Origin of the sequence: Pseudomonas edaphica (genome assembly GCF_965277385.1) — a bacterium.
GTDB classification, from domain to species: domain Bacteria; phylum Pseudomonadota; class Gammaproteobacteria; order Pseudomonadales; family Pseudomonadaceae; genus Aquipseudomonas; species Aquipseudomonas edaphica.
The window spans coordinates 4,757,938-4,772,037 of the sequence record NZ_OZ255725.1 but is presented as its reverse complement, the minus strand read 5'-3'; the positions used below and the strand labels follow the sequence as shown (position 1 = coordinate 4,772,037).

12 protein-coding genes are annotated in these 14,100 nt (G+C 58.8%); 3 read left to right on the top strand and 9 right to left on the bottom strand.

Annotated elements, in window-relative coordinates; all coding sequences use genetic code 11:
* Positions 1-20 precede the first annotated feature (20 nt).
* Positions 21-737, top strand: coding sequence for a 4'-phosphopantetheinyl transferase family protein (locus tag ACQY47_RS21740; RefSeq protein ID WP_428551736.1), 717 nt, complete (start codon positions 21-23; stop codon positions 735-737).
* Between the two features lie 89 nt (positions 738-826).
* On the opposite strand, the gene ACQY47_RS21735 is transcribed toward ACQY47_RS21740, so the two are convergent.
* Together ACQY47_RS21735 and ACQY47_RS21730 are read right to left on the bottom strand one after the other, a co-directional pair.
* Positions 827-2,437 carry an ATP-binding protein gene (locus ACQY47_RS21735; RefSeq protein WP_428551733.1) on the bottom strand — a complete coding sequence of 537 codons (1,611 nt, stop codon included), beginning with the start codon at positions 2,435-2,437 and terminating at the stop codon, positions 827-829.
* Positions 2,434-3,159 (bottom strand): response regulator, encoded by a 726-nt coding sequence (locus tag ACQY47_RS21730; protein ID WP_099548170.1) that lies wholly within the window; start codon positions 3,157-3,159, stop codon positions 2,434-2,436. The genes ACQY47_RS21735 and ACQY47_RS21730 overlap by 4 nt, the downstream gene beginning before the upstream one ends.
* A 716-nt stretch (positions 3,160-3,875) precedes the next feature.
* Here ACQY47_RS21730 and ACQY47_RS21725 point away from each other — a divergent pair.
* Positions 3,876-6,770: a ribonucleoside-diphosphate reductase subunit alpha gene (locus ACQY47_RS21725; RefSeq protein ID WP_428551729.1), complete on the top strand. Its 2,895-nt coding sequence runs from the start codon at positions 3,876-3,878 to the stop codon at positions 6,768-6,770.
* 85 nt (positions 6,771-6,855) lie between these two features.
* On the opposite strand, the gene ACQY47_RS21720 is transcribed toward ACQY47_RS21725, so the two are convergent.
* From ACQY47_RS21720 to flgB, 5 genes are all read right to left on the bottom strand, one after another.
* Positions 6,856-7,941 (bottom strand): hypothetical protein, encoded by a 1,086-nt coding sequence (locus tag ACQY47_RS21720; protein ID WP_428551726.1) that lies wholly within the window; start codon positions 7,939-7,941, stop codon positions 6,856-6,858.
* A 186-nt stretch (positions 7,942-8,127) separates the two neighbouring features.
* Positions 8,128-9,438, bottom strand: a complete 1,311-nt coding sequence (gene flgE, locus ACQY47_RS21715) for a flagellar hook protein FlgE (RefSeq protein ID WP_017138383.1) — start codon at positions 9,436-9,438, stop codon at positions 8,128-8,130.
* A 31-nt stretch (positions 9,439-9,469) separates the two neighbouring features.
* Positions 9,470-10,201, bottom strand: a complete 732-nt coding sequence (flgD, locus tag ACQY47_RS21710) for a flagellar hook assembly protein FlgD (protein ID WP_017138384.1) — start codon at positions 10,199-10,201, stop codon at positions 9,470-9,472.
* 16 nt (positions 10,202-10,217) lie between these two features.
* The gene (gene flgC, locus ACQY47_RS21705; RefSeq protein ID WP_017138385.1) at positions 10,218-10,670 is read right to left on the bottom strand and encodes a flagellar basal body rod protein FlgC; all 453 of its coding nucleotides are present in this window, start codon (positions 10,668-10,670) and stop codon (positions 10,218-10,220) included.
* A 3-nt stretch (positions 10,671-10,673) separates the two neighbouring features.
* Complete coding sequence (gene flgB, locus ACQY47_RS21700; protein WP_003214246.1) at positions 10,674-11,081, bottom strand: flagellar basal body rod protein FlgB; 408 nt, start codon at positions 11,079-11,081, stop codon at positions 10,674-10,676.
* A 325-nt stretch (positions 11,082-11,406) separates the two neighbouring features.
* On the opposite strand from flgB, the gene ACQY47_RS21695 reads away from it, so the two are divergent.
* The gene (locus tag ACQY47_RS21695) at positions 11,407-12,186 is read left to right on the top strand and encodes a hypothetical protein (RefSeq protein ID WP_428551720.1); all 780 of its coding nucleotides are present in this window, start codon (positions 11,407-11,409) and stop codon (positions 12,184-12,186) included.
* Positions 12,187-12,273: 87 nt separating this feature from the next.
* On the opposite strand, the gene cheR is transcribed toward ACQY47_RS21695, so the two are convergent.
* The gene (gene cheR, locus ACQY47_RS21690; RefSeq protein ID WP_017138387.1) at positions 12,274-13,101 is read right to left on the bottom strand and encodes a protein-glutamate O-methyltransferase CheR; all 828 of its coding nucleotides are present in this window, start codon (positions 13,099-13,101) and stop codon (positions 12,274-12,276) included.
* A gap of 44 nt (positions 13,102-13,145) precedes the next feature.
* Positions 13,146-14,078 (bottom strand): chemotaxis protein CheV, encoded by a 933-nt coding sequence (locus ACQY47_RS21685; protein ID WP_017138388.1) that lies wholly within the window; start codon positions 14,076-14,078, stop codon positions 13,146-13,148.
* Positions 14,079-14,100 lie beyond the last annotated feature (22 nt).

Sequence of the window (14,100 nt, the reverse complement as noted above, 5' to 3'; positions counted from 1 at the left end):
ACTGACGCAAAATACCGCGCATGACGCCTCTACCCGCTTGCTGCACCCCGCTCGATGCCCATTGGCCACTGCCCATCCCGCTGCCGGGCACGGTGTTCTTGAGTACGCGATTCGACCCGGCCTTGTTGCTCGCCGATGACTTCCAGCGCAGCGCCGTGCCGCCTCCGGCCAGCATCCAGCGCTCGGTGGCCAAACGCCAGGCGGAGTTCCTTGCCGGTCGCCTGTGCGCACGGGCGGCGTTGCAACAGCTTGATCAACTCGATTGCGTACCGGCCATCGGTGACGACCGTGCGCCGGTGTGGCCTGGGCATATCAGCGGTTCCATTACCCACAGCACCGGCCACGCGGCGGCCATTGTCGGGCACAAGGCGCAATGGCGCGGTTTGGGGATGGACCTTGAAAATCTGCTGTCACTGGAGCGAGCCGAACGTTTGGCTGGAGAGATTCTGACGGCCGACGAATTGCAGCGCATGTCACTGGGGCCGCGCGAGCAGAATGCCCTGCTGGTGACGCTGACGTTTTCGGTCAAGGAGAGCCTGTTCAAAGCGCTGTATCCGATTGTGCACAAGCGTTTCTACTTTGAGCACGCCGAGGTGCTTGAGTGGTCGCAGGCAGGCCATGTGCGGTTGCGGTTGCTGACGGAGCTGTCTGCTGAGTGGTGTTATGGCACTGAGTTGGAGGGGCAGTTTGCGGTGGAGGGGGAGCAGTTGTTGAGTCTGGTGGCTGTCGGCGCCTGATAGATCGCTATCGTGGGCAAGCCCGGCTCCCACCTTTGATGTGCGAGTACATTCAAAATGTGGGAGCTGGCTTGCCTGCGATAGCGGTCTTAAGTCTTGTCCTGATCCCTGGGCCAACTCAAACTGAAACACGCCCCACCCAGGTTGTTGCTCTTGCTGATCAACGCCCGCCCGCCGTGCCAATAGATAATCCGCCGCACAATCGACAAACCCAGACCATGTCCGCCTGAAGCTCGCGTGCGGCTGTCGTCCAAACGCAGGAACGGCGTAAAGATCCGCTCCCAGGCGCTTTCCGGCACCCCCGGCCCGTCATCTTCCACATCAATGCGGCAACGCACCTGCCCCACTTGATAGCTGATCAGCACCCGGCCCTGGGCATGGCGCATGGCATTGCCCACCAGATTTTGCAGGGCGCGGTGCAAGTAGCGCGGCTCGGCGTCGACCCAGGCATCATCCCAGTGTGCCGAAGACAGGCAGATGCCACGGGCAACATTGACCTGCGGGCGCAGTGGCGATAATTCGCCGATCACCTGATCGAGCAAGGCGCTGAGGTCTACCCGCTGGAAATTCAGTTCCGGCGCGCCTTGCTCCAGGCGGGCGTAGGTGAGCATTTCGTCGACCAGGCCGTCGAGGTCCTGGATATCGCTGTCCATGCCGTCCATATATTTACGCCGCGCCTCTGGGGTGGCGGCGTCGCCGATCATCTCCAGGCCGAAACGCAGGCGCGCCACCGGGGTGCGCAATTCGTGGGAGACGGCGCGCACCAGTTCGCGCTGGATCGCCAGCAATTGCTGCAAGTGCTCGGCCATGCCATTAAAGGCGGCGGCCAAACGCCCCACCGAATCGGCGCCCCGGGCCGGTACGCGCACTTCCAGGTTGCCTTTGGCAATGCGCGTGGCCGCCGCCTCCAGGCCTTTGAGGCGGCGCTCAAGCTGGCGCACCAATAAATAGACGATCAAACCGATCAGCGTGAGGCTGATCAACGCGATCAGGATCAGCCACTGCGGCGGGTACGGGTTCATTTGATACAAGGGGCCGATTTCCAGCACCCACGGCGTGCCGACCATGCCGGCGAATACGCGGATGGAGTCGCCGCCCTTGCCCAGGGCCATCACCGTGTCGCCTTCCGCAACCCGGCGGCGCTGGTCATCATCCATATCCGCCTGATCCAGCGTCATCAGGTGCATCTCAAAACCAAAGCCCTTGGCCTCTTTTATGTCCGCCAGGCGTTGCGGCTGCTCGGCCACCGGGAAACGCACCAGTTCGTCAGCCAACAGGTAAATCGTCGCACGCGCCAGCTGCTCGCTGATCTGCTGCACTTCACCGGTGAGCACAAGCTGCGACTGTTCACTGACCAGGCGCAGCACGCGCGCGGCATGCGGGCCGGTCTGCTCCACCAGCACCTGGCCACGCTGCAGGCGGTTGCGCTGGGTCAGGTCCAACTGCGCGTCCGCCAACGGACGCAGTTCCAGGGGAATGCCGAGCAAGCGCTCCCACACCGCCAGGGCGCGCTGGCGCTCGATCGCGCTCATCGGTTGCAGGTTGTCGCCCATCAGCGCAAAGGTGCCGTGGGCCAGGCGCTCACGGTACTGGCCGCTGCGCACTTCATTGAGCAGGTGCAGGGCCAGCACTCCGAGCAACGCCACCAGGATCAGCGCCGCGCACATGCCGCCGTAGATGCGCAGGAAGATCGAGTTCACAGCGGCATGTCGGCGGCAGCTTCGGGGACGAACAAGTAGCCTTTGCTGCGAATGGTTTTGATCAGGCGCGGGTGAATCGGGTCGTCGCCGATCTTGGGTCGAATACGCGAGATGCGCACATCAATAGAGCGGTCCTGGCCGTCGTAGCCAATCCCGCGCAAGGCAATAAAGATTTCTTCGCGGGACAGGATACGCCCGGCATTCGCCACCAGCAGCCACAGCAGGTCGAACTCGGCACTGGTCAGCTCGATGCCGCCCTCATGCAGCCAGGCTTCGCGCAGGGCGTTGTCCACCACCAGCGGGCCGAATTGCAGGCGCCGCTGGCTTTCCACGGCGGCGGGTAGTACCGGCTCGCTGCGCCGCAACAATGCCTGGATACGCGCCAGCAACAAGCGCGGGCGCACGGGTTTGCACACGTAGTCGTCGGCGCCCATGTCCAGGCCCTGCACCTGGTCCATGTCATCGGTGCGGGCGGTGAGCATCAGGATCACGCCGTCGTAGCGTTCGCGGACTTTGCGGCAGATGCTCAGGCCGTCTTCGCCGGGCAGCATCAGGTCGAGGATCACGAGGTCCGGTTGTTCGGCGACAATGCGCGCCGCCGCCTGGGCGCCGTCGCTCTCCACCGACACCTGCAAGCCGTTGCTCTCCAGGTAATCACGGGTCAACTCGGCCAGTCGCTCGTCGTCCTCGACGATCAATATCTGCCAGGCTTCTTGCTCCATGCGCTACCTCGGTTCTCATTATTGTCATGTGCAGCAAACACACTGCTGCCTCTATATGAAGGCCGATTGTAGCCATGGGCCAACCCTTAAACACAAGCCGGGAAATCCATTCGGTGATCACGTTTTTTTGTGATAGGGTTCGCGCCCTCAAAAAACCAACAGACGGTTTTTGCCTTGGAATATTCGGTGACAAACGGCGTAATCCAGCAGTACTGCGGCCTACACGGGTGTTCCACGTTTCATACACATTTTACCCACAGCGTTATCCACAGGTAGTGCGTTGCTAAGCCCCCCAAAACGCATTATCTTGTACCTCGGCGCTAAAAAAACCCTACATGTAGGGTTTTAAGCAAAAAACCAAACACAAATCAGACAAGAAACTCAAGCGCTTTCTTGCTCCTGTTTGGTTGAACCAAAGCATTTTTTAAAAGCCCAAACCGCGCACGCGGATGGCAACCGTTTTCCAGCCCGATTGGCAGAAAACGGTACGGGTGTTGCAGTGCTTGCAGCGAGCAACTGTCACCCGGCAGGAATACGGCCAAGGGCTCTTTCAAGCCCCGAACCGAAGACTTCGGCATGGAAGCGGCGCGAATAGCTCCCTTCCTCCTGTCCCGAAGTTGTTATGCCAGGCCCAGGCCTGTTGTAAGTGCTTCAGGACGGAACGGTGGGCACCGTGATGGTGCCCAAATAAATATAGAATGTGGAGACAACCCCCCATGCAAACCGACACAACTCGCGAGAACCCGCAAGGCTCCGTGCCGCAGGCCGCTGATTCGAACCTGGATCTGTCCGCCACTGCACCTGGCCAACTGCGTGTGATCAAGCGTAACGGCACTGTCGTTCCTTATACCGATGACAAAATCACCGTCGCCATCACCAAAGCGTTTCTTGCAGTTGAAGGCGGCACCGCTGCTGCCTCGTCGCGCATCCACGACACCGTTGCCCGCCTGACCGAACAGGTTACCGCGACCTTCAAACGTCGCATGCCGTCGGGCGGCACCATCCACATCGAAGAAATCCAGGACCAGGTCGAACTGGCCCTGATGCGTGCCGGCGAGCAGAAAGTGGCACGCGACTACGTGATCTACCGTGACGCCCGTTCCAAGGAACGTGCCGTGCGCTCCCCGGCTGAAGAAGCGGCCGTGCAAGCTCACCCGTCGATCCGCATCACCCTGGCCGACGGCAGCTTTGCTCCGCTGGACCTGGGCCGCCTGAACACCATCATCACCGAGGCCTGCGAAGGCCTGGAAGAAGTCGACGGTGACCTGATCCAGCGCGAAACCCTGAAGAACCTGTACGACGGCGTGGCCCTGACCGACGTCAACACCGCCCTGGTGATGACCGCCCGTACCCTGGTTGAACGTGAGCCGAACTACTCGTTCGTGACCGCGCGCCTGCTGATGGACACCCTGCGTGCCGAAGGCCTGGGCTTCCTGGGCGTGGCCGACAGCGCCACCCACCACGAAATGGCTGACCTGTACGCCAAGGCCCTGCCGGCCTACATCGCCAAGGGCATCGAATTCGAATTGCTGAACCCGATCCTGGCCACCTTCGACCTGGAAAAACTCGGCAAGGCGATCAACCACGAGCGCGACCAGCAGTTCACCTACCTGGGCCTGCAAACCCTGTACGACCGTTACTTCATCCACAAGGACGGCGTGCGCTTCGAACTGCCGCAAGTGTTCTTCATGCGCGTGGCCATGGGCCTGGCGATTGAAGAGAAGCAAAAAGAAGACCGCGCGATTGAGTTCTACAACCTGTTGTCGTCCTTCGACTACATGTCGTCGACCCCAACCCTGTTCAACGCCGGCACCCTGCGTCCACAGCTGTCGAGCTGCTACCTGACCACCGTGCCGGATGACCTGTCGGGCATCTACCACGCGATCCACGACAACGCCATGTTGTCCAAATTCGCCGGCGGCCTGGGTAACGACTGGACGCCGGTGCGTGCACTGGGTTCTTACATCAAGGGCACCAACGGCAAGTCCCAAGGCGTTGTACCGTTCCTCAAAGTAGTGAACGACACCGCTGTAGCCGTGAACCAGGGTGGCAAGCGCAAAGGCGCCGTGTGTGCCTACCTGGAAACCTGGCACATGGACATTGAAGAGTTCATCGAGCTGCGCAAGAACACCGGTGATGACCGTCGTCGTACCCACGACATGAACACCGCCAACTGGATCCCTGACCTGTTCATGAAGCGCGTCTTCGATGACGGCCCGTGGACCCTGTTCTCGCCGTCCGAAGTGCCGGACCTGCACGACCTGACCGGCAAGGCCTTCGAAGAGCGTTACGAGTACTACGAAGCCCTGTCCCAGTACCCAGGCAAGATCAAGCTGTTCAAGACCATCCAGGCCAAAGACCTGTGGCGCAAAATGCTGTCCATGCTGTTTGAAACCGGTCACCCATGGCTGACCTTCAAAGACCCGTGCAACCTGCGCAGCCCGCAGCAGCACGTGGGCGTGGTCCACAGCTCGAACCTGTGCACCGAGATCACCTTGAACACCAACAAGGACGAGATCGCCGTTTGCAACCTGGGCTCGATCAACCTGCCGAACCACATCGTCAACGGCAAGCTGGACACCGCCAAGCTGGAACGCACCGTGAACACCGCCGTTCGCATGCTCGATAACGTTATCGACATCAACTACTACTCGGTGCCACAGGCGCAGAACTCCAACTTCAAGCACCGTCCGGTCGGCCTGGGCATCATGGGCTTCCAGGACGCGCTGTACCTGCAGCACATTCCTTACGGTTCGGACGCTGCCGTCGAGTTCGCCGACAAGTCCATGGAAGCGGTCAGCTACTACGCGATCCAGGCTTCCTGCGACCTGGCCGACGAGCGCGGCGCCTACGAGACGTTCCAGGGCTCGCTGTGGTCCAAAGGCATCCTGCCGCTGGATTCGCAACAGATCCTGATTGAGCAGCGTGGCCAGAAGTACATCGACGTTGACCTGAACGAAACCCTGGACTGGGCGCCGGTACGTGCCCGTGTGCAGAAAGGCATTCGCAACTCCAACATCATGGCCATCGCACCGACCGCAACCATCGCCAACATCACTGGCGTATCGCAGTCGATCGAACCGACTTACCAGAACCTGTATGTGAAATCGAACCTGTCGGGCGAATTCACCGTGATCAACCCGTACCTGGTTCGCGACCTCAAGGCCCGCGGCCTGTGGGACTCGGTCATGATCAACGACCTGAAGTACTACGACGGTTCGGTGCAGCAGATCGAGCGCATCCCGCAAGAACTCAAAGAGCTCTACGCGACCGCCTTCGAAGTGGACACCAAGTGGATCGTTGACGCCGCCAGTCGTCGCCAGAAGTGGATTGACCAGGCTCAGTCGCTGAACCTGTACATCGCCGGTGCATCGGGCAAGAAGCTCGACGTGACCTACCGCATGGCCTGGTACCGTGGCCTGAAAACCACTTACTACCTCCGTGCCCTGGCCGCGACCAGCACCGAGAAGTCGACCATCAACACCGGTAAGCTCAACGCTGTTTCCAGCGGCAACCACGGTGATGATTCGGTGCTGGCTGCTCCAGCCGGCCCGGCACCCGTGCCAAAGGCTTGCGCGATTGATGAGCCGGATTGCGAAGCTTGCCAATAAGCTGAGTGAGTCCCGGGCTTGAACGCCCGGGATGTAAAAAAACCGATAAACCTGAATGCATTTGGGTTTATCGGTTTTTTTTGCGCTACACGAATGCGTAGGCGTTGCCTTCCTGGGGCCCTTCACCGCGCCCACCCCACAATTCAATGCGCCCGCCAATCACCGCCATTGAATGGTGGCCATAATCCACAACACCCAGCTTGCCACTTGCCAGCTCGGAACTCGAAGACCGCCTATAGAGGTCTTTCAGGCCAAGCCGGTCCAGCGCTTCCCAACCCATTTCGCCATTGTTCAAACTTTGCATCGCATGAGCGAAACTCTGTTTTGCAGCATTGGGGTTGTCATCGTAGCCATTGCCCTCCATTTGAGCCCGCTTGGCGCTCGCGGCATACATGAAGTTTGCGTCGGTAATCATGCCCGGATTATCGCCCTTGAACTGCGCGTAAGCGGCTGCATGCCTTAACTCACCCTTAGATAAAGTAAGCTCGAAACCGTCTCGCATTTTTACGTAGTAACCCCCTCCCGTCTCCTTCACATCCTTGAAGACGTCGGTAGGCTTTTGACCAAACTTCATCATCGCTCCCTTTATCGCGGAAACGGTGACGCAATTGCCGTCAGGGCCTTGGCTGAAACCACTCCAGATATTGTCCGGCTTTTTACCTGGGTTGCTTGCATCTGGCTTGTAGTTGAAATGCTTGGAACCGTCGGTAATCGGTAGATTACTCATGGGTTCGCTACCGCCGAAATTCTTCGGATTTACCCTGCCACCACCACCACCACCACCACCACCACCACCACCTGGTGACGGTCCAGGAGCTGGCGCTGGAGACGGCTCATCCGCAAATAAATCCGGAAACAGCCTCTTCAACAACGCGAGCAAATCGGTGGACGCGTCCTTCTTCAACTGCTCAAGGATCTCCTTGAACTTCTCCTCCCCCAGCGCTTTGCGCTTTTGATTGAGCTTGTCCCGCAAGTCCTGGGCGGTTTGGTTTTTGTTGCCCTTTTCGGCGTCATCCAGCTGTTTGAGCATTTGGGCGACGGTTTTTTTATCGGCCTCTATGTCATCCTTTTTTTCCTCTGTAGGGTTAGCGCCCCACAGGTTTTGCCCCGCGCCACTGACGTCATAATGCACACTTCCAGCCCCAGGGCCAGACACCGACAAATTCCACATACCCCGCCCCCTAAGATCCAGCACCTTTAAGTCCGATAAGTGGAAAGAACGGCGAGGTCGGTTCCACAAAGGCCTGTCAGTTCGCAATTGAGCAAAGGGTGGGAATGGTTGCTGATCCAAATAGCAGGCAAAAAAAAGCCCCTCGCTAGAGGGGCTTTCATTCACAGCAGTGTCAGGCCAACCGCATCAGGTCATCTGAATAATGGTCTGCATGATGGTGCTCTGGGTGGAGATGGTCTTGGCGTTCGCCTGGTAGTTGCTCTGGGCCTTGATCAGGTCCACCAGCTCGTTGGTCAGGTTGACGTTGGAGTTTTCCAGGGACTTGGACACGATCGAACCCAAGGTGCCGGATTGCGGGGCGTCATAACCCGGCTGGCCCGAGGCGAAGGTCTCTTTCCAAGTGGTGCCACCCGACGGCTGCAGACCCTGCTCGTTGTTAAAGCTGGCCAGGGAGAGCTGACCGATGGCCTTGCTCTGCTGGTTGCTGAAGGTGGCGAACAGCACGCCGTTACCGTCGATATTCAGACCGGTGATCTGGCCGGTGGCATAGCCATCGGTGACCGGTGGGTTACGATAGGTGGCCGAGTTGTACTGGGTGATGTTGCCCATATTGATGGCAATACCGCCAGGGTTGGCATTCGCGCCGTTTTTAGTCCACACGCCATTGGTTACTGTACCCGGCACCCAGCCAGTCAGCTGCAAGGTAGTACTGGAGGTGCCCCCGGTGACAATCCCGGTGAGCTTGCCGGCACCGTCAAAGCTCAACGTCGATGCCACCGGTGGCGTCGAGCCTGTGCCGGTAGGCGCCGAACCGTCTGGGTTACGGCCGTCGATCAGGGTGTAGGACTTCCAGGTATTGGAATCCGTTTTGACCAGGTACTGCACCATCGGGTGCGCGTTACCCTGGGTGTCGTACAGCGTAGTGTTGTACTGGGTGCTGAACGAGCTGGACTCGGTTGGATCGAACGGGTGCGCCGCCTGATCGATCACCGGCGAGGAAGAGTTCAGGTTACTGGTGGAGTCCACTTTGGTGGACGCCTTGGGCGGCAGGTTCGACAGGTTCAATTGCAGGTCGGTCAGCGCGCCCTTGATGATGTTGCCATCGGCGTCCGCGGCGTAGCCTTGCAGGCGCGAGGTGCCGGTGTTGTTGGTGATGTAGCCGTCTTTGTCCGAACGGAAGGTGCCGCTACGGGTGTATTCCAGCGAACCGTCACTGCCCTTCTGCACGAAGAAGCCACCGCCCTGGATCGCCATGTCCAGCAAGCCGCCGGTGTTGTTGACGTCACCTTGGGTGAATTGCTGGGACACCGCCGCCAGGTTCACGCCGCTGCCGACACTGTTCTGGCCAGTGCCCAGTTTGGACGCCGCGTAGATGTCGGAAAACTCCGCACGGGACGATTTGAAACCGGTGGTCGCAACGTTGGCAATGTTGTTGCCCGTCACGTCCAGTTGTTTGTTGGCCGCATAGAGGCCGCTAAGGCCGATGTTAAAAGACATGTTTCTCTCCTTCTGCCGTATTTAGCCGGCTCTATGTACCGATAGTCTGAATTTGCGACAGCTTGACGCTGCCCATGCCGCCTGCAAGGTTGAGCAGCATTTCGCCGCCGGTCTTGCTCAACGTCACGCTGGTGACCGTTGCCGGCAGCGACGTCAACAGGGCAACCGAGTCGCCTTTGTCATTCTTGGTGCTGGCCGCGAAGGTATAAGTGCCGGCGGGGGCGACTTCACCTTTGTCGTTCTTGCCATCCCATATAAAGCTTGAATTGCCGGCGCTTTGGGCGCCCATGTCGATAGTGCGCACCACGTTGCCGTCTTTGTCGGTGATTTTTACCGAGACGTTGCCTGTCGCTGCCGTCACCGCCACCGAGCCGGTCATGCTCTTGCTGGTATCAACCATGGCCTTGTCGGTCTGGGTGATGATCGAACGCCCGACCAGTGACGAGGCCTGCAACGCTTGCGAAGAACTGAAGTTGCTGGAGATCGCATTCACCGAGTCGTTCAGGGTGTTGATGCCTTCCAGGCTGCTGAACTGCGCCAGCTGCGCCACGAACGCGCCGTTGTCTTGAGGCGACAGCGGATTCTGGTTTTTCAGCTGGGTCACCAGCAGTTGCAGGAACGCATCCTTGCCCAGCGCCTGGTTGCCCGTGGCCGCCTTGGCGGCACCATCAAGGCCGCTGTTGTCTGTGGCAGTCTTGACCTTGGAGTTGAACAGGTCCTGAACCGCCGTGTTGGGTGTAGAAGTGGTATCAACAATGGCCATTATTTGGCGCCCCTTATCACTGACCCAGGGTCAGGACCTTCTGCATCATGGTTTTGGCGGTGTTCATCATTTCCGCGTTGGTCTGGAACGAGCGGCTGGCGGAAATCATGTCGGCCATTTCCTCGACCACGTTGACGTTGGGGTAGTACACGTAACCCTTTTCGTTCGCGGCCGGATGGTTAGGCTCGTAGCGGGCTTCCAGGTTGCTCTGGTCTTCGACCACGCCGAGCACCTGCACGCCTTGGCCCGCCGCATCCTGGTTCTGGAACAGCGAATCACCGCTGCCGCTCTGGCCGGCCTGGCCACCCTGGAACATGGTGGCGAACACCGGGTGACGGGCGCGGTAGGTCTGGTCAATGCTCGAAGACACGGTCTCGGCGTTGGCGATGTTACTGGCGACGGTGTTCAAACGCGTGGTCTGCGCGCTCATGCCACTGCCGGCAATATTGAAAACACTGGCGAGGGACATGGCTTACTCTCCGCGCAGGGCTGACATCAGCCCTTTGAATTTGCTGTTAAGCAGGGTGAAGCTGGCCTGAAAATTCACCGAGTTCTCGGCGTAGGCCGATTGCTCCAGCTGGGCGTCGACGGTGTTCTGATCGATCGACGGCTGCATCGGCGTGCGATACAGCAGCGACTCGTCACCATTGCCCAGGCCTTGCGCTTCGATATGACGGCTGTTGGTCATGTTCAAGGCAAAGGTGCCGTTCTTGGTCTTGTCCTGCTGTGCGGCGAGCACGGCGGAGAAGTCCAAATCCCGAGCCTTGTAGTTCGGGGTGTCGGCGTTGGCAATGTTGTTGGCCAGGACTTCGGCACGTTGGGCGCGAAAGCCCAGGGCTTGTTCGTGGATACCGAGCGCTTTATCGAAGCTGATGCTCATGGCGGAAACCTTTAGGCTGACCTGCTTTTCGTATCTGGGTTATAGCAAGGCCCATGCCAATTCGCCGAAGGCCCGTATTACAAGGGTTTGCGCAAGGTTTGCCGGCGGCAATGCCAGAAAAGCGGCAATGGGCTTCCGCGTGGCGCCAGTAAAGCGGCAATGGCGGTTGCCGCTTTTACACCCGGTGGCAATCCTTCAACAGGCTGCCCCAGTGCGCCAGATACCTTGACCGCTCGTCTGCACTGTCATTTCTGACAGTTGTTGCGCCTACGTCTTTGCGTGCCTCATCGGGTGACCCCCTACATGCATAAAGCAGAGGCACACCATGCTGACTATTCCCCCCCTCAGATTCGTCCTGCAGGACAACGCGCTACCCATTCCAAACCTCTCGACCAGACTGCTGATCGGCAATGCGGTTGAATTGGTTTGCCCCTTTGCCGTCATGCAGGGTGATTTCGTCAACGCAAATTTGATCGGCGAAAGAGGCAGAACGTACAACCTGAGCTTTGAGGTGGAGAAAGACGAGGCCGAGCTCAACTTTTTGACTCACCGTTCAATCATTGTCGGTAAGTCAGGCACCAATGTTGTTTTAATATTACGCGTTCGACGTGGCAGCGACGTGTACTTTGCGCCGAACGCAACCGTGTCCATCGATGCCGGCGGCATCGTTGTGCCTGTTCCTGGCACAGTGTGGGATTTCGCCGATGGCACCTTCCAAGGCTGGGTACCTCCGACAATTTATGCAGGCGGGAAGCTGCACGTCGTCAACGGCAGCGTGGTCGTTGACCTGCCCAGCAGCCAGGTCACCGCCGCTCACATCATCACTCGACCCATATCGGTCATCGCTGGGGTCACCTACGATTTCAGCTTTGATGCCCGTGGTGGTTCACCCGCTGGAGATGGCTCGACGCTGCAACTGAGGATTAACGGCAGCCCAATCGGCGCCTATGTACAAAACATAACCAACGCATCAACACAAACCGGAACCGGGACATTTACCGCAGCTAGAACAGAAACTGTGCATTTGGGTATTTTCAACGGGAGCATCCCCGGCAAGGACAATCTTCTCTTCCTGGGCAATATCCGAATGACACCCAGGCCCTAACCACCGCACGTAAAAAACTGACGCTTGGCGCACATAAAAAACGGGAAGCCTTTGCGGGGCTTCCCGTTTTTTATGCTCAAGCCGCCATTACTTGGCCTGATAAATGATCCCAGGGCTGCATTGCACCATCTGGTAATGGTCCGGGAGCCCGTTGAGCGCTTCGGACGCGCCAAGAAAAAGGTAGCCCCCGCGCTTGAGCGTACCGTGAATACGCAACAGGATGTCTTTCTTCACCTCTGCCGAGAAGTAGATCAACACATTGCGGCAGAACACCATGTCGAACTTGCCCAGGCTGGCATAGCTGTCGAGCAGGTTGAACGAGCGAAATTCCACCCGGCTCTTGATCGGCGCCTTGACCGCCCAGCGTCCTGCCCCTTTGGGGTCGAAGAAACGTTGCAAGCGTTCCTGGGACAAACCGCGGCCCAGGGCCAGGCTGTCGTACTCGCCGGTCTTGCAGTTGGTGAGCATGGTGCCGGACAGGTCGGTGGCGACAATTTGCGCACCGGCCTTCAATTGGCCCATGTTCGTACGCTCGAACTCATCGATGGACATCGAGATCGAGTACGGCTCCTGCCCAGACGAACAGGCAGCCGACCAGATGCGCAGGCGCTGGCCCGGGCTGGCCTTGATGGCCTCCGGCAGCACTTTGTTCTTGAGCACCTCAAAGGGGTAGGTATCACGAAACCACAAGGTTTCGTTGGTGGTCATGGCATCTACCACCATTTCCTTAAGCCCACTGCGCGGCTGGCCCTGGATGCGCTGGACCAACTCGCCCAGCGACTTGATGCCCTGCTGCTCCATCAGTTTATTGAGACGGCTGGATACCAGGTACTGCTTGTTTTCACCGAGCAATATGCCACAGGCTTTTTCCAGGAAGACCCGGAACTGTTCGAAATCCAAATTACCCGTAGACAATGATACCGCCTCTTAAATCGTGTGACCGCCAGGAGGAAATCCCCCTAGCCGTGATCTGCTGCCTTGATCCGGTCGACTACCCGGGATGCCAGGTCATCAGGGCGGAATTTGGCCAGGAAGTCATCAGCACCGACCTTCTTGACCATCGCCTGATTGAATACGCCCGACAAGGAAGTATGCAGGATGATATGCAATTTTTGCATGCGTGGATCGTTACGTATCTCGGCCGTGAGGGTATAGCCGTCCATTTCCGGCATTTCAATGTCGGAGATCATCATCAGGAACTCTTCTTCCGGCTTCTTGCCTTCGTCCACCAGCTTGCGCAGGTAATCCAGGGCTTGGCGACCATCGTTCAAGGCCACCACTTCCACGCCGACCGTTTGCAGGCAGCGGCTGACTTGCTTGCGCGCCACCGAGGAGTCATCCACCGTCAGCACACGCAGTGACACTGCCTTGTGCGCGGTTTCGGCGTCTACCACGCCAACCGAAATGGTTTCCGAGGTGGGTGCGACTTCGGCGAGGATCTTTTCCACGTCGATGATTTCGACCAACTGGTTGTCGACCCGCGTCACCGCCGTGAGGTAGTGATCGCGCCCGGTGCCCTTGGGCGGCGGATGGATCTCCTCCCAGTTCATGTTGACGATGCGCTCCACCGAGCGCACCAGGAAACCCTGGGTCTTGGTGTTGTATTCGGTGATGATCACAAAGGGGCTTTCGCGGTCCTGCAACCCCGAGGAACCGGTGGCCATGGCCAGGTCGAGAATCGGGATGGTCGCGCCTCGGATATTCGCTACGCCGCAGACCACCGGGCTGGATTTGGGCAATATGGTCAGCTTGGGGCACTGCAGCACTTCCCGCACTTTAAACACATTGATGCCGTACAGCTGCTTGCCGTCCAGGCGGAAAAGCAACAGTTCCAGGCGATTCTGCCCTACCAGCTGTGTGCGCTGGTTTACTGAGTCCATTACTCCTGCCATGCCTTGACTCCTACGCTAAAAC